Origin of the sequence: Methanobrevibacter sp., from assembly GCF_045646045.1 — an archaeon.
GTDB lineage: Archaea > Methanobacteriota > Methanobacteria > Methanobacteriales > Methanobacteriaceae > Methanocatella.
Genome location: NZ_JAZRJY010000081.1, coordinates 15,423 through 34,748, shown reverse-complemented (window position 1 = coordinate 34,748; position 19,326 = coordinate 15,423). Strand labels below are relative to the sequence as shown.

Sequence of the window (19,326 nt, the reverse complement as noted above, 5' to 3'; positions counted from 1 at the left end):
CAGCGTTAAAATTAGAATAACTCCTAACACGATGGCCAATACCATCATTACAGATGCCATTGCACTCTGAATAATCATATCTGCAGTATTTACAACAATACTATCTTGTCCATCAATAGTATCTAATTTTTGGAAGAAATCATAGACCTCCTGATGGAATTGCTCGTTTCCTGAATAATCAGGTGCGTAGGTATCGATTGCAGTACTAATACCTCCCATAACTCCAAGAATTAGAACTATTCCGATAATTGCTGTACCCAATGATGAACCTAATGTCTCACCAGTTGAAATAATACCTGATGCGTTATTTTGGCTTTCAGGAGGAATATCGAATAATGCAACATCTGAACTTAAAGCCATCATAAAACCAATTCCTGATCCAAGTAAAAACAGTCCGGGAATTAAACCCCATAATGATATATTTAATTTAAATTGATAACTTAAAATCAGACATCCGACAATAGAAATTATACATCCTATTGCCATGAGTTTCTTATGACTCAGTTTTCCAATTAATTTTGGAGCGGACACTGAAAAAATAAGCAAAGCCATACAAAACGGAAGTGAAGCCAACCCAGTATCAAATGGATTTAACTGAAATACACTTTGGAAAAACAGAACCAATACAAAAAATGTTCCGGCTATTATAATATTATATAATAACTTAATTGATGCCCCCAGACGCAAATTACTGTCTCGGAATAACTCAACATCAAGCAATGGAACCTTGCCTGACCTTTTTCTTTTGAGTTCATACCATATGAAGATTGCCAAGACCATTAATCCCAAAATTATCTCAATTATACTGGTAGTAATATCCTTAGTCAAAGTCAAAATACCAAGCACAAGTAAAACAAGCCCTATACTAGAAATTATAGCGCCAATAATATCCAAATCGTTTTTAGATTCAGTAGGTTTGAAATTAGGTATTTTATTTTGCATTACTAAAATAAAGAGAATGAATATTAATTCGAATGCAAAAGTATATCTCCAACTGAAATAAGTTGTAATAACCCCACCAAGGAGTGGAGCAAGAATATCTGCAAGTCCTGCCACTATTCCCAGAGTTGCCAAAGCAATTGTACGCATTTTGCCGGAATATGTTCCACTTAATATTGAAACTATGGCAGGCAGCATTAATGCCCCTGCAACGCCTTTAATCGCTGACCATCCGACAAAAAACATTATAACACTTGAACTTATTACTGCAATAAATATGCCGATACCAAAAAGTGCAGCACCAATTAAAAACAGTTTCTTTTTACCGACTATGTCCTGAAGTTTGGTACTGAGCAGTATTAACGCAGCCGTAATAAGAGTATTAAACGACACAATCATTTGAACAGTACTAACATCACTATTTAAATCAGCAACAATGTGAGAAATGCTAACATTCATAAATAAAGAGTCCAATACAATAATAAAAGAAGCACAAGCCACAACTATTAATGGAATCCAAGAATTTTCGTTAGCCCTTTCATTCATATTTATAATCCTCCAACATATTAATTTTAAAATATTTTAACATGATGACTTTTAAACATTAGCATGAATATATTTGATTTTACCAATGATTAAATTTTTGGACTGGATTTTTGTTAAAATGTTTTACCCACAGATTATGTAGAATACCATCTATCCACATCAATTCTATGAAGTTCTTTTTCTCTAGCTATTTTTCATATCCCTATTAAATACCACTACACAATCATCATGAATAGCTTCATTAGGATATGCTGTAATTTTTTCTAAAAATTCCATGGTCCATTTAATATGGACAAAGTACTGCCAACGCTATTGAATTATTATGTGCCCGTTGTTTTAAGTATACTAATTTAATTAATCAGCACATATACTTCAGCCACTAAAAAGATTACCCCAGAAAATAACTACTTTAAAAATTAAAATTTTTATAATATATTTCCAAGTATTACTGTTGATAATCAATATAGCTAGGTTCACAAACCTCTTTTACAACATCCCCCCACTAAACATCTCAAATCAACAATGGTGAATCTAGATTATGCAATTTCGGGTTTCTTTAAACCAGCTACATGTTTATCATAACTAAAAGTTAAATATAACAAAATATCCCTATCGAAAACAAATTAACAGCATATCTTTATTATTTTTATAAAAATAAGAAATTTTAAAATAAATTAATGTTATAAAATTAGATATGAAACAGATAACAACACCAATTTCTGATGAAGAAATTCTATCTCTTGACGTGGGAGATCAGGTTTCTATTTCCGGAGTGATTTTTACAGGTCGTGATGCAGCCCTGCCACAGCTTGTTGAATTAATCAAAGAAGATAAGCTAGATTTTGATTTGAATGGATCTGCAATAATGCATACTGCAGTCAGTGATGCAGGAATAGCTCCTACAACAAGCAACAAAGAGGAAATTGAATCAACCATCCCCTTTTTAAGCGAACATGGAGTTAAGATACATATCGGAAAAGGAATGCTTCACGAAGAAACAACTAATGCATTAAGTGAAAATAATTCCATTTTTGTTATAACACCACCAGTTGCAGCATTATTAACAAGCAAAGTCCTAAAAAAAGAGTGTGTTTTATTTCAAAATGAAGGCATAGAAGCCATGTACAAATTAGAAGTTGAAAATATTCCCGGGATAGTTGCGGTCAGTAATAAAAAAAGTATTTAGAAGAAGATTATTCTTCATCTTCTTCATCATCAGATTCTTCTCTTTTTTCGAAAGCATCAACGAAGTTAACTTTAGTGACTTCTTCAATGTTTTCCCAGATATCTTTAGCTATTCTGAATCTTGCGAAAGTAATGTCCATGTAAGATTGTTGGTCGAATTTAGCCATTTCATCTAATTGGATGCTTACAACACCGTCTTCGATTGAAATTTCGGTTTTTTCTAAATCGACATTAGGATTGGAGTAGTGTAACTCAATCATACTTTTGATTTTTTCATCATTGTCTTCGATGATTTCTGTTACTTCAACATCATAAATTAAGTCTTTACCTGCTAATGGGTGGTTGAAATCAACTTTTACTCTTCCACCATTAACGGTTAAGATTCTACCTTCTCCACCTTCAGCGGAAATTCTCATTCCAGGATATGGAGTCATACCTTGTTTTTTGAATTCTTTCATTGGTATTAATTGTATTGCTTTTGGATCACGTGCACCAAAAGCATTTTCACTGTCAACTTCTACAGTTTTACGGTCTCCAGCATCAAGACCAACAATTTCTTTTTCAATAGCAGGTAATAAATGGTTTCCTCCAACAACAATAGGAATTGGTTTGTAAGTTTTGTTTTCATCAAAAATATCAGCTTCTTGAGCTATTTCATCGTAAGTAGTATCAAATACTTCGTCATTTTCTTTAATTTTACCAGTAAAATTTACGCGAACAAAATCGCCATCTTTAATTGCCATAAATAATACGCTCCTATAATAATTTAATAAACATTATAACATTAATAAATATATATAAAACTCATTATTAAAGTTATGTTTTTAATAGTGTTCAAATGCTCTCACCGAAATTTTATAAATAAATTAATTACAAAAATATAATCATGCAAAGAAGAGGAGCAGTCAATTTACCCTTACATGGAGGCCATCCACCAAGATGGTTGTTTTCAAGAATGGTTGAGCTGTCAGGGGCATTAACTTCAGTTATTATTGAAGAATACAGTTTAAATGAGTTCATTAGAAGGATTTCTAATCCCTACTGGTTTCAGGCATTTTCCTGTGTTTTAGGCTTTGACTGGCATTCCTCAGGTACAACAACCACTACAATGGGTGCTCTTAAAGAATCCTTATCTCCTGAAGAACATGGAATTTATCTAAGTGGAGGAAAAGGTGCAAAATCCCGTAAAACTCCTGATGGTATTGCTCATGCAGGAGATATTTTTAATTTAAAAACAAAAACTACTGAAAAATTAATTGAAACAAGCAAATTATCCGCAAAAATTGACAATTCATGCATTCAGGACGGCTACACATTATATCAGCATAACTTCTTTGTCACCGAAAAGGGAGACTGGGCAGTAATCCAGCAGGGAATGAACACAGAAAATAAATACGCACGACGCTATCATTGGATGGGTGAAGAAGTTAATGATTTACTTCTGGATCCACACAGCGGAATATCCTGTGATAAAAAAACGCCAAATACTCTCAACATGACAGATGAAGAAAGCAAATCCGCCCAGAAAATTAGTGTTGACTTAATAAATGATAATCCTGACCACTTAAGGCAATATTTTAAAAGAAAAGATAATCAAATGCTTTTAGAAGATTTTTCAATGCCATCACATCACCCCGTATTGGATATGGATATCACCGATAAAGAATTTGAAGTTTTGAAAAATGCCTGGGAAATACAGCCTGAAAATTATGAAGAATTAATCCTGCTTCAGGGAATAGGTCCCAAAAAAATAAGAGCTCTTGCATTGATATCAGATTTGGTTTATGGTGAACCTGCAAGCTGGAAAGATCCTGTTAAATACAGTTTCACACATGGAGGAAAAGACGGATTTCCCTATCCTGTTGATAAAGAAGTTTATGACCATTCAATCCAAACAATAAAAGATGCTCTTGACCAGGCAAGAATAAAAAAAGATGAAAAATTAAAAGCAATAAAAAGATTAGATGATTTTATATCCTAACGGTTCTCGTCATGAATATTTACATTTTTACCATGAGCTGTAGGAATTACTTCCAAGACAGGATTTTCAAATTCCAAATCAAATTCACTGCCATCCATTAACAAATGCTGAAATACCGCAAGGGAAGATACTTCTGAATGAGGCTGAGTTGTAACTGATACATTCCAGTCTGCAGCCTTATAAACCTTTCCAGGAACTTTAGAACCGCCGACAATAATCAAAATATCGCTTCCGTCTTCTCTGACTTCAGGAGCCACTTCATGAGCCTGTGAACCATACATAGTTAGGTGAACTACTTTTCCACCATCCTTTTTCCATTTATTGATAACGCCCATGTAAGAATCAGTATGCTCTATTTCAAAGCTACCGCCAAACCTTTTGGCAGTATCCCTTACATTATCCATTAACTTATTATCTTCCTCACCTGCGAGGTAAATCTTACTTGCTCCAAATGCACGGGCAGTTAAACAAACATGAGTAGTAATACGAGTATCTCTTTTTAATCTATGATCCAATCTTAAAACATTAACATTCATCTTATCACCAAAAATTATAAAAAATTTAAAGCTATTGACATGAAAAGCAAAGCCATTAATCTTCCAACTTCATTACTCATTCCAAGCACGTCACCATTTGCAACACCGAAATTTCTTTTTGCAATAACAGAAATTATAAATCCGGAAAAAATAGCTCCTACAAGCCCAATCAATCCGACTACACCACCCAATAAGAATGTTATAATAGCCACAATTATTAAGGACAGAATATAGTTGAATGTATTAGTTGACAATATAAAATGGCTTCCAATTCCAGGAGTTAATGGTTTGGAAGTTAAAGCTGTCGTTAAAAGTGAAGTTTTAGCCACCATTTCACAGATTACAATGCCCATAATAAAGTTATAATCCAAAATATTAGTTAATCCGGCAATTGTTAGTGAAGCTACTAAAAATAATGTTGCTATACCTCCGGCACCAACAGATGAGTCTTTAACAACAGCCATTTTCTTTTCAGGCGTTCCGTGAACCATAACCCCATCAGCCATGTCCATTACACCATCAAGATGATTATAACCAGTTATTAACATTAAAAATGCATATACTATAACAGCTGTGAAAAATGTATTTAAATGGAGGAGTTGTCCAAAGACAAATCCACAAATAGCTGCTAAAAAGCCTATAAACAAATGGATGAAAGGCCAGCACCATACTAAACGAGTCATATATTCAATTGAAGTGAAAACATTAATTGGAAGTATTGTTGAGAAAGTTAATAATCCCAAAAGAGATTTTATTGGTGAAAATCCCTCTTCTTTGAAATAATCATCATGTTCCATTTTTATTCCTCAAAAATATCATTAACTTTGGTTATGGCCAAAATTTAAATAATCACATTAATTTTTTCTTTATGACTATATATTTTATAAATTATATTTATTATAGTTTAGGTGGAAAAATTATCATGTTTAAATTAATCATCCAATAATTTTTCCACCCCCTCCCCATGTTCAAATAGAACACATCCACCATCATAATCATCTAAAAGAATATGATTAACCCAAAGTGATTCGAAAATTTTGAATCTAATGCTTTAAGAAGAGAAGTGTCCCTAACATTTATATAAGAATATGGTGAATCAAAACAAGGTTCTGCACCGCCATAAGAATTGATATGGAAAAAAACCTCTTCCGGCAGCCAGACAACCGCCTGAAGATTTTTCATCTCCCAGAAATGATAATATGCCTCGAAATTAATTAATTAGTCATGCAATATTTTTGTCATGCATCCTGCAATTAATCCTGCGAAGACATCATCCAACATTGGGGGAAGACCATATATAATTCCAGGTTTTACTTCTTTGTAAAGTTTAAAATTAAATGCTGCTTTAGTTCCGGCAATTTGATTTGCAATGGATAATCCCAAAAGTTCATCAGCATAAAAATGAGCAGGATTTTCATCAATATTAATTTCCCTTATATTATTTCCGGTAAAGTCCTGTTCTGTTCTTATTGCAGCCATCAATAAAGTAATTATATTAATATCAGATAATGATTTTAATAATTGTGCTTCCATTTTTTCTTTAAGTTCATCTGTTACATCAGCATCATCAACCAAAGCCATTCCAGCTTCAATCATATCTCCAATCAATATGCCTTGTGAGACAAGATAATCAAGAATTCCAAAGGTCAAATCAAAGCGTTTAAATGCTTCATCAACAGATTCCTCAATTGCTTTTTCAATATCCAACTCATCAATATCAAAATCATCGAACCCGTCATTTTCATTTTTTGGAACAGCACATAAAACAGCTAAAAAATCATCGTTATTTAAAATGTTATTAATGTGAAGAGGTAAATTTAAACTAGCCAAATATTTTGCTTTAACTTTTGTAACCCGTTTAAATAATATAATTAAATCTTTTTTAGACAACACCTTATTTATATAAATAACATTGCTTATGTTAATTTTTGCGTCATGAAATCCTTTTGGTGAATTTGCAACTTTTAATTTATCAGTGAAATCTTGAATAATCAAATCATTTTCCATAAATGTATACATACCAATATTTTTAAAAAATTTTTTAAAATAGTTTAGAGATCCAATTTCCTGAGCGATGTAACGTCTTTTGTCATTATTAAGTGACTGTTTAGATGATTCTAAACTTTCAGTTGATTTTATAATATTTACATTTTCAACAACACTGATTCCACCACCTACTGTAAAATCACTGATAGCTAAAAAATGCTTTGGATTATTAATAAAAACCGCATAATCTTTCTCTATAACATTTACCCTATTCATTATTTCACCTTAAATCTACAATTCAGGTTATTTTATTTAATTCATCCCATAACTTAATAACTAAAATTATATTGACATATATGCCAAATTTTTGATTTATTTGTTTAATTTACAAAAGGGGGTCATTAACAAAAATCACCAATACTATTAATACTATTTAAACAAAACTATTATTAAATGTTTATATGAGAATATATTCTAGGAGAAAATTTTTATGACAATCATTATAGACCCTCAGGGCAGTGGGATATCTGGAAACATGATAATTGGAGCATTAGCTGATTTAGGAGCTGATGAAAAAAAGTTGAAAGAAGTTATGGAAGAATCAGCCGGCATTATTGGTAAAGTTAATGTGAATTTTGATGAAGTTAACAAAAATGGCATAGATGCTGTGTATTGTCATGTTGAAATGCTTGATAAAAAAGGCCACATCCATTATAATGAATTAGTCGATGCAATAAATGACCTGAACCTGGATGAAAATATTAAAAAAACATCCCTAAATATATTTAAAAGAATAGCTATTGCCGAGTCAAAAGTTCATGGAAAAAGTTTGGATGAAATACACTTCCATGAAGTTGGAGCAAGCGATGCGGTAGCTGATGTTATCGGTTCTGTATGGGCATACTACTCCCTAAATTTAGACCAGGAAAAGATTATAGGACTTCCAATATCTGTAGGCGGAGGTCAAGTTAAAACTTCTCATGGAATTCTGCCCGTTCCTGTTCCTGCAGTAGTAGAAATATTGAAAGGATTGAATTTTAAAGGAGGACCTGTTTCAAGTGAACTTGCCACCCCTACCGGCTGTGCAATTTATGCAGAATTATGTGATGAAATAAATGAATTTATTCCATTAATTCAAAGTGATAAAGTAGCTTACGGGGCAGGAAGCAAGGATTTTGACCATCCAAACGTTTTAAGAATTATTCAAACAAAAACCATTAATGAAAATGACAAGATTGATGTTATTGAAACCAATATTGATCATTTGACTGGTGAAGAAATTGGCTATCTATTTGATTTATTGTTGGATGCTGGAGCCTCAGATGTGTCAATAACCCCTATAATAATGAAAAAAAATCGTCAGGGAAGTTTATTGAAAGTCATTTCTAAAAAAGACAAAAGAGATGAAATAGTTAATTTAATATTTAAAGAAACAGGAAGTTTAGGTATTAGAATAGCTCCGAATATTCATAGAGGAATAGCTAAAAGAGAATTCGTTAAAAAAACATTTGAAATAAAAGGTAAAAAATATGAAGTTACTTTCAAAATAGGTTATGTCAATGGAGAGATAATCTCAAACAGAGCAGAATATGAAGATTTAAAAAGAATTGCTCTGGATACCGGACTTAGTTTAAGAAAAGTAAAGGAGATAATACAATGAAAAAAGCAATAGCAGTATTATCCGGAGGACTTGACTGTACTGTAGCGGCAAGCGTTTATGCAAAAGATTATGACATTCATGCAATAACATTCAATTACGGTCAAAAAGCATTTAAACAAGAACTAAAAGCATCCGAAGAAATCTGTAAAAAAATGGGTTTTACACATTCAGTGATAGATTTAGACTGGTTAGCAAAAATCAGTACATCAAGTTTAAATACCTCTGAAGATATTCCAGAAGTTGATTTTGATGATTTGGATGATATGGAAAAATCTACAGAAAGTGCAAGCAGTGTTTGGGTTCCTGCCAGAAATACTGTTTTTACATCAATTGCAGCATCATATGCAGAAAGTATTGGTGCTGAAATAATAATCGTCGGATGGGACAAGGAAGAAGCAAACACATTTCCCGACAATTCTAAGGAATTTTTAGAAAGTTTTAATGAATTATTTAAAGTAGGTTCACCAATAAATATCGAAATAAAGGCGCCCGCCATTGATTTGGACAAAGATGAGATTGTCAAATTGGGCTTCGATATTAATGCACCGATGGAATTAAGTTATTCCTGTTATAAAGGTACAGAAATACATTGTGGCGTATGTGAAAGTTGTATGAGAAGAAAACGAGGATTTAAAAAAGCAGGCGTTAAAGATTTGACAAAATATGAGAAATAATCTGTTACTAGAAAATTCTAGTAATTAATAAAAAATACTTATTTTAACTAAAAAAATAAAAAAAAGAAGTGTAATTAAAAATTACACTTAAATAGCTGTCCAACCACCATCTACACAAACTAATTGACCAGTACAGAAGCTTGAAGCATCGGATGCAAAGTAAATTGCAAGACCGTCGAGTTCACCAGGTTCACCTAGTCTTTGCATTGGACAATATGCAGCGATTAAGTCCATGAATCCTTCCATTTCAATACTTTCGGTAGTTAATTCAGTAGCAAATACTGCAGGTCCGATTGCGTTAACGGTAATATTATATTTAGCCCATTCAACAGCTAAGTTTTTGGTTAAATTCATTACTCCACCTTTTGCTGAGGAGTATGCGGAAATTCCTCCACCAGGGAAGATTACACGAGAGTGGATTGAACCAATGTTAATGATTTTACCATAGTTTTGTTCAATCATTACTTTTCCTACTTCAGCACAGGTGTAGTAAACACCACTTAAATCGATTTTGATGTGTCTATCCCATTCTTCAGCGCTTTGATCAACAACAGGTTTGTTGTTACCCATACCAGCAGCAGTTACAAGGATATCGATTCTTCCAAAATGATCCACTACTTTTTTAACAGATTCAGCGATGTTTTCAGGGTCACCGACATCTGTTACAGCATACATTACTTCTACTCCATATTCGTCTTCCAATGTTTTTTTGTTTTCAATAAGTCTTTCTTCTCTTCTTGCAAATAATGCTAATTTAGCTCCTTGACTAGCATATGCTTGAGCAATTTGCCAACCAAGACCGGAAGATGCTCCAGTAACGAGAGCGACTTTGTCTTTAATGTCAAAGTAGTTTTTCATCTTTTTGTCTCCTTAAAATATTCAAAGCTATATTAAACTTTGATATTATTATTTATAAAAAAAGTAATATTTATAAATACCTAAATTTTTTAAAAAAAAATTCGTACAAATTGAAACGATGAAAAATATTTAAAAAAAAGTAAAGAAATGGTTATTATTTGATAACCATTAAAATATCTCCGGCACTTACAGCGTCACCAGGTTCTACAAAGATTTCTTCTACAGTACCTTCTACTTCGGACTGGATATCATTTTCCATCTTCATAGCCTCAATTACTGCAATAGTTGAGCCAACAGATACTTTATCTCCTACATTAACACTTAATTTAATAACCATACCTTGCATTGAAGAGAACACTCCACCTTCAACTGGAGTGAATGGACCTTTTTCAGTTTCTTCAACTTCCATAAATCCGGTAGGCATTATTTTAACTTCAAATACGTCACCATCAACTTCAACATTATATTGTGTTGGGATTCCAATTTCAGAATCATCTGCAATTGATGGAGCTTTGAGTTCTTCCTCCTCAGCTTCTCCTTTAAGGAATTTAGGAGCAATTGGTGGATATAATGCATAAGTTAAAGCATCTTCATCAGATTTAACAAATCCTTTTTCCATACCTTCAGATTTGAACTTTTCAAATTCAGGTTCCAATAAATCTGCAGGTCTGCAGGTAATTACTTCCTCATCACCGATTATTTTTTTAGAAATTACCGGATCAACAGGAGCAGGAGGTTTACCATAATTACCTTTCATATATTCTTTAACTTCGTTGGATACAGTTTTATATCTTTCTCCACCCAATACATTCATTACAGCCTGAATACCTACAATTTGACTTGTTGGAGTTACTAAAGGTGGGTAACCCATATCTTTTCTAACACGAGGCATTTCTTCAAGAACATCATCGTATCTATCCAATGCATTTTGCTCTTTAAGCTGTGAAATAAGGTTTGAAAGCATTCCACCAGGAATTTGGTATAATAATACATCAGTATCAATACTTTCTGCAATAGGATCGAGCAATGTGGAATATTTTTCTTTAATATCATCAAAGTACTCTTTAATATGAGTCAATTGTTTTAAATCCAATCCTGTGTCATATGGAGTTCCTTGTAAAGCTGCAACCATACTTTCAGTTGGTGGCTGTGATGTTCCCCATGATAATGGTGAAATTGCAGTATCCAAAATATCAACACCTGCCTGACAAGCTGCATAATAACTGATTGGAGTCATACCGCTTGTACAGTGACAATGTAAATCTACAAGCATATCAGTTTCTTCTTTTAATTTAGATACTAACTCATATGCAGCAGCAGGTGTAATTAATCCAGCCATATCTTTGATAGCTACAGAATCACAGTCAAGAGCTTCAAGGTCTTTAGCCAAATCAACAAAATCATCTAAAGTATGAACAGGACTTATTGTATAACTTATAGTACCTTGAACATGAGCACCTTGGGCTTTAGCTACTTTAATAGCTTTTTCCATATTCCTAATATCGTTTAAAGCATCAAAAACCCTGAAAATATCCACACCATTTTCATATGATTTTTCAACAAATTTTGTTACAACATCATCGGGATAATGTTTGTATCCTACCAAATTTTGTCCTCTTAAAAGCATTTGAATAGGAGTATTATTAAATTCAGACTTTAAATTTCTTAATCTTTCCCAAGGATCATCATTTAAATATCTAATACAAGTATCAAAAGTTGCTCCACCCCATGCTTCTACAGAAAAATATCCAACCTTATCCATTTCTTCTGCAATAGGAATCATGTCCCTTGTTCTCATCCTAGTCGCAAGTAAAGATTGGTGGGCATCACGAAGTGCAGTTTCAGTGAATCTTACTTTTGCCATTTCAATAAACACCTCTTTTAATTATTTAAAAAATTTTGAATAAATTTTATTGCATTATGTATTAATATATATTATTTCATATATTAATAAATTTGTAAAATTATTAAAAAAAATAAGAAAATGAAAAATTATCTTTCCAAATCGCCGGAAATAAATTTTTCAACATTATCATATGCTTCATCATCAGTATATTGGATTGGAGGATGTTTCATAGTGTATGAAGAAATAGAAGTTAACTGTCCACCAACACCTCTTTCCAAACCGATTTTACAACATCTGACCGCATCAATTACACAACCGGCAGAGTTTGGTGAATCTTCAACACTTAATCTGAGTTCAATGTTCATTGGAACATCACCAAAAGTACGTCCTTCCATTCTGAGGAAACATAATTTATTATCATTTTGCCATGGGACATAATCACTAGGTCCAATATGGATATCCCTATCATCCATTCTTTCTTTAAGAACAGATTGAACAGCTTCGGTTTTTGATTCTTTTTTAGAATCTAATCTGTCTCTGTTAAGCATATTGAGAAAATCAGTATTACCACCAGTATTAATTTGATAGGTCTTATCTAATTTAACACCCCTATCCATAAATAAACTAGCTAGTGTTCTATGAGTAATGGTAGCACCAATTTGAGCTTTAATATCATCTCCAACAATAGGAATTCCTTTTTCTCTGAATTTAGCATCCCATTCATCATCACTTACAATGAATACAGGCATACAATTTACATAAGCAACACCTGCATCAAGTGCACACTGTGCATAAAATCTTGCAGCTTCTTCAGATCCTACAGGCAAATAATTTACAAGTATTTCAGCACCACTTTCTTTTAAAACCTCTACAACATCAACAGGCTCTTCATCACTGACAACAAATGTAAATTCTTCATCATAGTTAGACATGTGATCTGCAACACCATCCAAAACATGACCCATACTTACTTTTGCATCATATTTCGGAATATCTTCCTGGAAAACAGTAGTACAGTTCGGTTTAGCAAATATTGCTTCATCAATAGTTTTACCAACTTTTCTTTTATCAACATCAAAAGCAGCTACAACTTCAATATCGCTTGGTTCATAGCCGCCAATATCCCAATGCATTAATCCAATTGCATCTTCAGGATTTTTTCCATCATAATAATGAATTCCTTGAATAAGTGAACTTGCACAGTTACCTATTCCCACTATTGCTATTTTAATTTTCTCCAAATTTAACACCAGCTAAAAAGTAATAATATAAATTTAATAAATAATATACTAATATATGTATTACTTTACATAGTTTATATAATTATTGTTTAAAAGATAATTAATAAACAAATTAACATAAAGGCGAAATACAATGAATCCATATATAGAAATACTCAGGCCAGGCAATGTAGTAATGGCCATGATAGTTATTGTACTTGTAGCAATTATAGCACATACAGTTTCAATACCGATAATACTTGCAATTTTAGCAGTATTATTTGAAATTAGTGCAGGAAATGTGATTAATGATTATTTTGATTATAAAATCGATTTAATCAACAAACCTGAAAGGCCAATACCGTCAGGACGAATTGAACTTAAAACAGCCCGAAACTATGCTTATGGATTATTTTTATGTGGAACCATATGCGGTTTTTTAATTAGCTGTTTAACCGGTAACTGGATGCCATTCATCATCGTGTTAATATCCGATTTGATTCTTTATGTATATGCATATAAATTAAAATCAACCCCATTACTTGGAAATTTAACTGTCGGATTCATGACAGGTTTGTGTTTTGTATTCGGTGGATTTACTGTCGGAACTCCAAAAATGATTTATACATCAATGTTTTTAGGATTTTTTGCCTTTGTAATGACAACTGCGCGTGAAATAACAAAAGATATTGAAGATATTGAAGGAGATAAACTAGAAGGCGCAAAAACATTTCCTATTCTTTACGGTACAAAAATTTCAGCAATTATTACTTTTATATTAATTATAGTGGATTGTGCATTATGTCCGTTATTATACATCCAACATATATTTAATCTCTTTTATTTAGGGGTAATAGCCATTGCAGCAATAATATTTATTTATTCAGGAATTTTAATAATCAAAGACCAAAATGTAAAAACTGCAGCTAAAGTATCAAAATATTTAAAAATTGGGATGTTAATCGCATTTGTTTCTTTTGCAATCGGGTCATTTTAAGTGAGTTAAATGGATATAAATGTAAAAGACAAAAAGGAATTAATATTAATTACATTAATAAGTGCTGCTCTAGTAGCATATTACATTAATTTTAATGACAATTTAGGAATATATTGCTCAGATGTTTATGTTTACCTGTTAAACGCACTATATTATGCAGGAACCGATATCTATTCAGAAAAATCAATTTATCTCTCACCAATAATCTGTTTTTTAACATCACTCATATTTGATTTGGGTTATGTTGATAAAACTGCAATTTTTATAACAACTGGAATTTTAGCTATAATTGGAAATATAGGACTTTATCTGCTTTTAAGATTAAGATTTAATAATTTACTTAGCTTAACAGGTACAATTGTTTATGCAACTCTTGCACTTAACTTAACTTGGCTTGCAAACGGCAGTTTAGATATTCCTGCAGTAACTTTTACAATCTGGCTGGTGTATTTTACTTTATTGGCTATTGATAAAAATCCAAAATATTACGTGGCAGTCTTTCCATTATTTGTTATTGGATTTTTCACAAGATACACTGTCGGTTTAATATTGCCCCCATTATTCTTATACTACATTTATCAAAATTCATTTAAAATAAAAATAAAAGATTTGAAATACATATTAATCGGCATTGCTTTAGCCGCCGTACTTTCTGCAATAATTATGTCAACCATCATGTCAATGGGTGATGGTAAATTAGTTTTTGACGGATTGCTTACAAGCGGAGTTGAAGGAAATCTTGGATCAACCCATGACAATGCGTATAATCCTGATCTTGGATATTACCTGACAAATATGGGAAATTTTATTTCATCATCCAATACGACATTTGTCGTTAGAACTCCATCATTAAACCAGCCGACTTTACTTTCAGGATTTGTGTTTTTAATTTTAATAGTTGGTGCTGCATTATGGGTCAAAAGAAATAAATTTGATTTAACCATGAGTAAAATCGTTGGGATGATACTATGTATAATTGCATTAGCTACATTTGATTTGTTCAGTTCAACAATAACCATACTTTTAACAATAATTGGCCTATATTTAATTGGAAGACAGAGTAAATATAAAATGGGAATATTTATGCTGGCATGGATTTTATCCTACTTCATATTCCAGTCATATTACATCATAAAAGTTAACAGATACATTATTCCAATTTTTCCGGCATTAGTCTATTTTATAATGGTTGCAGTTGATGAAATAAATACAAAAATCGACAGAAAAAGCATATTGCCAATAATTTTAATTGCACTCTTTTTGATTCAAGGATTTGCATTTGCATACACCTTTGAAGATACAAATGAATTTAATGCACCTGAAAAGATGACTGACTATATTAAAGAAAATGTAGATAACTGGAGCGAAATCAAAATCGGTAACTATAATATACGTCCATATTACTGGTATTTAGGTATGAATTCACCAGGAATAGAAAGCTCCAATACTCAAAAAATTATTGATAGTAACGTCACATATTATATCTCGGATATTGAGCAGAAGAATCTGACCAACTATACAGAGATAAAACAAATTGATAATCTATATTTATATAAGAAAAATACGTGAATGATAATTTTACATATTTTTACTATTTTTTCATGAAAAAAATTTTTAAAATTGATTAATAAATGAATATATTTAATAATAAAAACTAATCATAACTAATAACATAAAGGTAAATTTAAGAGGATATTATGAAAGTTGTATGTTGTAAGAACTGTGGTGCTAAATACCAACTCGATGATAATGACGATATTACATCATTTGAGTGTTCTTCATGTGCAGGAGATTTGGAACTTTTAGAAGATTATTCTGATGCCCCATCTCAAGGTTCCGGCATATTAAGTTCTATAAAATATGATAATTCACAAATTGTTCAATGCGAAGACTGTGGATTAAAATATAAAATCAAATCAAATGATAATATACTGGACTATGAGTGTGACAGCTGCGGAGGTTCTTTAAGATATCTCGATTCTGAAATGAATAAAGAGTTAGATCAATATATTGATGAAAGAAAAAAAGAACTTGCCGAAATCAGAAATAATCAGACAAACGCCCCTGAAGAAGAACAGACAGCTGAAAACGACCGCTCCATAAAATCCATTACTGATAAACTTGAAACTTTCTTTTCAGAAGACGGTATGCAAAAAGTTGCAGAAGAAGAACTTGAACAAGAAAGATTAGAAATTGAAAATACTCCAAAAACTGCTAGGACAACAATTCCAGAACCGGTTTTATCTAAATTCAGTAAAGAATTTGCAGTTCCAAAAAGTAATGATTATAATATATTAAAAAGTTTCCTTAAAGATGAATTCTTTAAAGGAATGAAAGTATATTATCAAGATATCCCTGAAGAAACATCAGGCAGATTTGGAAACTTGAAAAGCAAATTAACAATTGCCGAACCTGGGGACGGAATTGTATCAGCAGACAGATTGGTTGATGATGGTCCTGATTTCGATATGAAGAATTTAACGACCGATCAGTATATCATCATAGCAGGAGTTATTATATTTATAGCAAGTATTATTGTAGTTTTATTAGTTAATAGTGGAGCAGGGCTTGCAGCCTTATTAATATCAATCGTCATTATAGCTTATGGATTTTATAGAACTAAAGATACTCAGGAAACTACCATTAGAACAAGAATTATTAGAGAACATTTGTTAACTTTACCTGAAGAGTATTATGTGTTCTATAATGTTAAAACTCCAACTTCCCCTGTTGGAATTAACCATGTAGTTGTTGGACCTACAGGAATCTATGCACTTCTTTCCCAAAAGTACAATCCGAAAAACAGATTGAATTCTGAAAATGAGAATATTGAATTAATTAAATCTGCTAATCAAGATGAAGAAAAATTCGAGATTGCACAAGTAGGAAATAAAAAACGTTTTAGATACACAACAAAACAAGCTAAATTTTCACAGGATAATGCAATAAAACAAAAAGCATTAACATTAGGTGAAGATTTGATTAATTTCCTTAATGATAATAATATTAGAAATTGTTTTGTAGAACCTTTAGTAGGTTTTATTAATAATGAAGTAGTTGTTATAAATATGCCTTTAACTGATGAAGACTTATTTATTGATGAATTATTAAATACTATTCAAAACACTACTATTAAATTAAATTCTGAAACCATAGACAAATGTGCAGTATTGCTCAGCAAATATTCTGCAGATTGTTCTTCAGAATTTTAATTTTTTTTATTTTTGTTCTATTTTTTGTCAGATATTCAAATAATTTTAAATACTTTTATAATTATATTACTAATTAAGCAATAAGCTTATTTTTTTAATAATAGATTACTTAAATGAAGATAAAATGGTTAATTTAAAAGAAAAATTTGAATTTTTAGAAGATGGAGTTGATTTACCTTTCTATAATGGTGTTCCAAAGTTGTCCAAAATAGATTGGTTGATTATGCTTGCTGCAGTTATTTTAATGGTGCTTTATATCACAACAAATTTCATGCCATTTAGCAACGGAGATAATTTACCAATAATACTTTTTTTATTGGGGGTAGTTCCGGCATTATATCTTTGTAAAGGAAATTATAGTATATTCTTTAAAATGCCAAGATTAAAGGACATAAAACTTATTTTAGGTTGTGTCATTGGAGATTATTTATATACAATGGTCATAATATTCTTATTTACCATGTTGGGCATTGTAACAGCAGAATATGTTGACAGTTCAGTACCTGTGACATTAATAGGTTATATATCTCAAGCCATACAACTTTGGGGTGAAGAGTTCTTTAAGATATTTATTTTATTGCTCATCATGTTTTGCGTATTTAAATATACAAATAATCGCAAATTATCTTTAATTTTAGGCATTTTTGTAAGCTTAGTCATTTTCGGTTTGCTTCATTACAATAGTTACAGCGGAAGAATACTGCAAATATTATTCATTCAAGGTTTCGGATCAATATTTGAATTATATGCTTATTTACAAACAAAAAATGTTGTGGTATCCTATCTTATTCATTTAATAATAGATACAATTCCAGATATACTGCAAATATTGGGTTCATGATTATTTCACCATAATATCAAGATATGTAATAGTTAATCTTCAAAAAAAAAACTAGTTTAAAATATGAAAAATTACTAAAAATTAAAAAAAAGTAATATTAATGTAAAATTAATATTCATTCTTCACTGATTTTTTCTGTGCAGAAATCCCATTTATGTTTTGCATATCCAGAAACGGGAGAAATATCATTTGCTTCTTTAAAGAATTTATCTGCTTCAGCATAATCTTTTAACTTGAAATAAATTAAAGCTTTACCCAAGATAGCTTCATAATATTTATCATCAATATCCAAAATTGAATCATAGATTTTTAGAGAATAATCCAAATCACCATTTAGGCGAGATGCTTTTGCAATATATTCTCTAGCTTTAATATTATCTTCATTTAAAGCTAAACTGTTAATTAATTCATCGATAGCTTCATCATATCTTCCCAAATTAATTAAAGCTCTTCCTTTTAAATAATAAGCTTCCCAATTTTTATCATCAACAAGCAATGCTTTATTACAAAGATATATAACTCTTTGACTGTCACCGGAGTTTTCCAATTTCACGCGAGCTCTGGCAACATAAATTGCATCCTGGTTTAATGCTTTTTTAGAATTTCTAGTGAAATCATCAACTACATCATCGATATCCATTTCTTTCATATATTCTATAGCATTATTTTTCAATTGGTCAACATCGTCTAAAAATTGATTTAAAACATCTCCAATCAAATCTTCAGGACGTTCATAAAATTCAAATTCTTCCCCGCATTCGGGGCAGACATCCTCAGTACCCTCTAATTTACATCCACATTCATAACAAAATTTCATGGATAACACCAATTAATAATGTAAACAC

18 protein-coding genes are annotated in these 19,326 nt (G+C 31.5%); 8 read left to right on the top strand and 10 right to left on the bottom strand.

Features of this window, described 5'->3' with window-relative positions; all coding sequences use genetic code 11:
* A partial coding sequence (locus tag ACKI5C_RS05295; RefSeq protein ID WP_407432149.1) for an MFS transporter occupies positions 1 to 1,485 on the bottom strand: 1,485 nt, incomplete at its 3' end.
* Positions 1,486 to 2,179: 694 nt separating this feature from the next.
* On the opposite strand from ACKI5C_RS05295, the gene ACKI5C_RS05290 reads away from it, so the two are divergent.
* Positions 2,180 to 2,671, top strand: coding sequence for a fumarate hydratase C-terminal domain-containing protein (locus tag ACKI5C_RS05290; protein WP_407432148.1), 492 nt, complete (start codon positions 2,180 to 2,182; stop codon positions 2,669 to 2,671).
* Positions 2,672 to 2,678: 7 nt separating this feature from the next.
* On the opposite strand, the gene ACKI5C_RS05285 is transcribed toward ACKI5C_RS05290, so the two are convergent.
* The gene (locus ACKI5C_RS05285; RefSeq protein ID WP_407432147.1) at positions 2,679 to 3,413 is read right to left on the bottom strand and encodes a peptidylprolyl isomerase; all 735 of its coding nucleotides are present in this window, start codon (positions 3,411 to 3,413) and stop codon (positions 2,679 to 2,681) included.
* Between the two features lie 143 nt (positions 3,414 to 3,556).
* Here ACKI5C_RS05285 and ACKI5C_RS05280 point away from each other — a divergent pair, with 143 nt between their 5' ends.
* On the top strand, positions 3,557 to 4,651 hold the full coding sequence (locus tag ACKI5C_RS05280) for a DUF763 domain-containing protein (RefSeq protein ID WP_407432146.1): 1,095 nt from the start codon (positions 3,557 to 3,559) through the stop codon (positions 4,649 to 4,651).
* On the opposite strand, the gene ACKI5C_RS05275 is transcribed toward ACKI5C_RS05280, so the two are convergent.
* The 4 genes from ACKI5C_RS05275 to ACKI5C_RS05260 all read right to left on the bottom strand — a co-directional run bounded on the left by ACKI5C_RS05275 (position 4,648) and on the right by ACKI5C_RS05260 (position 7,449).
* Complete coding sequence (locus ACKI5C_RS05275; protein ID WP_296798646.1) at positions 4,648 to 5,187, bottom strand: tRNA (cytidine(56)-2'-O)-methyltransferase; 540 nt, start codon at positions 5,185 to 5,187, stop codon at positions 4,648 to 4,650. The two genes, ACKI5C_RS05280 and ACKI5C_RS05275, sit on opposite strands and share 4 nt — an antisense overlap.
* A gap of 14 nt (positions 5,188 to 5,201) precedes the next feature.
* Positions 5,202 to 5,984, bottom strand: coding sequence for an adenosylcobinamide-GDP ribazoletransferase (gene cobS / locus ACKI5C_RS05270; RefSeq protein WP_407432145.1), 783 nt, complete (start codon positions 5,982 to 5,984; stop codon positions 5,202 to 5,204).
* Positions 5,985 to 6,186: 202 nt separating this feature from the next.
* Positions 6,187 to 6,369, bottom strand: a complete 183-nt coding sequence (locus tag ACKI5C_RS05265) for a hypothetical protein (protein WP_407432144.1) — start codon at positions 6,367 to 6,369, stop codon at positions 6,187 to 6,189.
* 36 nt (positions 6,370 to 6,405) lie between these two features.
* Positions 6,406 to 7,449, bottom strand: coding sequence for a phosphatidylglycerophosphatase A (locus ACKI5C_RS05260; protein ID WP_407432143.1), 1,044 nt, complete (start codon positions 7,447 to 7,449; stop codon positions 6,406 to 6,408).
* A 214-nt stretch (positions 7,450 to 7,663) separates the two neighbouring features.
* Between ACKI5C_RS05260 and larC the strand changes: the two genes are divergently transcribed.
* Positions 7,664 to 8,833 carry a nickel pincer cofactor biosynthesis protein LarC gene (larC, locus tag ACKI5C_RS05255; protein ID WP_407432142.1) on the top strand — a complete coding sequence of 390 codons (1,170 nt, stop codon included), beginning with the start codon at positions 7,664 to 7,666 and terminating at the stop codon, positions 8,831 to 8,833.
* Positions 8,830 to 9,507 carry a 7-cyano-7-deazaguanine synthase QueC gene (gene queC / locus ACKI5C_RS05250; protein WP_407432141.1) on the top strand — a complete coding sequence of 226 codons (678 nt, stop codon included), beginning with the start codon at positions 8,830 to 8,832 and terminating at the stop codon, positions 9,505 to 9,507. The genes larC and queC overlap by 4 nt, the downstream gene beginning before the upstream one ends.
* Positions 9,508 to 9,594: 87 nt before the next feature.
* Here the strand turns inward: queC and ACKI5C_RS05245 are convergent, their stop codons facing one another.
* The 3 genes from ACKI5C_RS05245 to ACKI5C_RS05235 all read right to left on the bottom strand — a co-directional run bounded on the left by ACKI5C_RS05245 (position 9,595) and on the right by ACKI5C_RS05235 (position 13,452).
* Positions 9,595 to 10,365 carry an SDR family NAD(P)-dependent oxidoreductase gene (locus ACKI5C_RS05245; protein ID WP_296807620.1) on the bottom strand — a complete coding sequence of 257 codons (771 nt, stop codon included), beginning with the start codon at positions 10,363 to 10,365 and terminating at the stop codon, positions 9,595 to 9,597.
* Between the two features lie 154 nt (positions 10,366 to 10,519).
* The gene (gene oadA, locus ACKI5C_RS05240) at positions 10,520 to 12,229 is read right to left on the bottom strand and encodes a sodium-extruding oxaloacetate decarboxylase subunit alpha (RefSeq protein WP_407432140.1); all 1,710 of its coding nucleotides are present in this window, start codon (positions 12,227 to 12,229) and stop codon (positions 10,520 to 10,522) included.
* 128 nt (positions 12,230 to 12,357) lie between these two features.
* Entirely contained in the window at positions 12,358 to 13,452 is a 1,095-nt protein-coding gene (locus tag ACKI5C_RS05235) for an inositol-3-phosphate synthase (protein WP_407432139.1), read from the bottom strand.
* A 133-nt stretch (positions 13,453 to 13,585) separates the two neighbouring features.
* On the opposite strand from ACKI5C_RS05235, the gene ACKI5C_RS05230 reads away from it, so the two are divergent.
* The 4 genes from ACKI5C_RS05230 to ACKI5C_RS05215 all read left to right on the top strand — a co-directional run bounded on the left by ACKI5C_RS05230 (position 13,586) and on the right by ACKI5C_RS05215 (position 18,481).
* A complete protein-coding gene (locus tag ACKI5C_RS05230) occupies positions 13,586 to 14,428 on the top strand; it encodes a UbiA family prenyltransferase (RefSeq protein ID WP_407432138.1) in 843 nt (280 codons plus the stop codon).
* A gap of 9 nt (positions 14,429 to 14,437) precedes the next feature.
* Positions 14,438 to 15,997: a glycosyltransferase family 39 protein gene (locus tag ACKI5C_RS05225; RefSeq protein ID WP_407432137.1), complete on the top strand. Its 1,560-nt coding sequence runs from the start codon at positions 14,438 to 14,440 to the stop codon at positions 15,995 to 15,997.
* 128 nt (positions 15,998 to 16,125) lie between these two features.
* Positions 16,126 to 17,640, top strand: a complete 1,515-nt coding sequence (locus tag ACKI5C_RS05220; protein WP_407432136.1) for an NERD domain-containing protein — start codon at positions 16,126 to 16,128, stop codon at positions 17,638 to 17,640.
* Between the two features lie 124 nt (positions 17,641 to 17,764).
* Positions 17,765 to 18,481 (top strand): type II CAAX prenyl endopeptidase Rce1 family protein, encoded by a 717-nt coding sequence (locus ACKI5C_RS05215; RefSeq protein ID WP_407432135.1) that lies wholly within the window; start codon positions 17,765 to 17,767, stop codon positions 18,479 to 18,481.
* Positions 18,482 to 18,596: 115 nt separating this feature from the next.
* Here ACKI5C_RS05215 and ACKI5C_RS05210 read toward each other — a convergent pair whose 3' ends face one another.
* Positions 18,597 to 19,298, bottom strand: coding sequence for a tetratricopeptide repeat protein (locus tag ACKI5C_RS05210; protein ID WP_407432134.1), 702 nt, complete (start codon positions 19,296 to 19,298; stop codon positions 18,597 to 18,599).
* Between the last annotated feature and the right edge of the window lie 28 nt (positions 19,299 to 19,326).